The following is a 605-nucleotide window of genomic DNA, read 5'->3' as shown; positions in this document are numbered from 1 at the left end:
GCGGGGGTCGACCGGTGCCAGCTCGATCAGCACCACCTCCCCCTGGCTCATGGCGTGCTCGAAGCGCCAGACGGCGGCGTTGATGCCGGCGAGCAGGGCAAGGCCGGTCAGCAAAAAGGCGAGGCGTCTCATGAGGGGCTCCCGTGGTGAAGGTGCTTGAGCCACTGACGGGTACCGAGCAGCAGGGCCCCCGAGGCGAGCAGCAGCCAGGACTTGGTCATCAGGGTCAGCCCCAGATCGTAGTAATAGAGGGAGCCAAAGCCGAGCAGCAGGAGGCCTGCCAGGGTCATCAGGGCCAGGCTGCCGGCGTAAAAGCCGAGCACCAGCACCAGGGCGCCAGCCCCCATGCCGGGAATGATGGCGCTGATCACCACCAGCGGCAGCCCGTAGCGCAGCGGCAGCCTGAGGCGAACCATGACCGCGAGCAGCAGGGCGGCGCAGAGCAGGGGATTGAGCCAGAGGGGCAGGCGGGAGCTGCCGAGCTCATTGAGCACGCTGGTGCCTCCCTCCCACAGGGGGTGGTGCAGCCGTCCCAGCACCAGCAGGGAGAGTGCCAGCCCCAGGGTGAGGGATTCATAGAGCAGATGGCGGGCGGGATCACTGTG

At 67.9% G+C, this 605-nt stretch carries 1 protein-coding gene and 1 pseudogene; both read right to left on the bottom strand.

All coding sequences use genetic code 11. The features are described from left to right. Positions 1-132 (bottom strand): annotated as a pseudogene (locus AACR77_RS23110) (GDYXXLXY domain-containing protein); the annotation flags it as partial. Then, positions 129-605: DUF4401 domain-containing protein (locus AACR77_RS08370; RefSeq protein WP_042880782.1), on the bottom strand; the 477-nt coding region annotated here is incomplete at its 5' end. The gene AACR77_RS08370 and the pseudogene AACR77_RS23110, both read right to left, overlap by 4 nt.

The organism is Aeromonas sp. ZOR0002 (assembly GCF_963866995.1).
In the GTDB taxonomy this organism is placed as follows: Bacteria; Pseudomonadota; Gammaproteobacteria; order Enterobacterales; family Aeromonadaceae; genus Aeromonas; species Aeromonas caviae.
The sequence above is the reverse complement of the archived record's forward strand: the minus strand, read 5'-3'. Positions and strand labels throughout refer to the sequence as shown.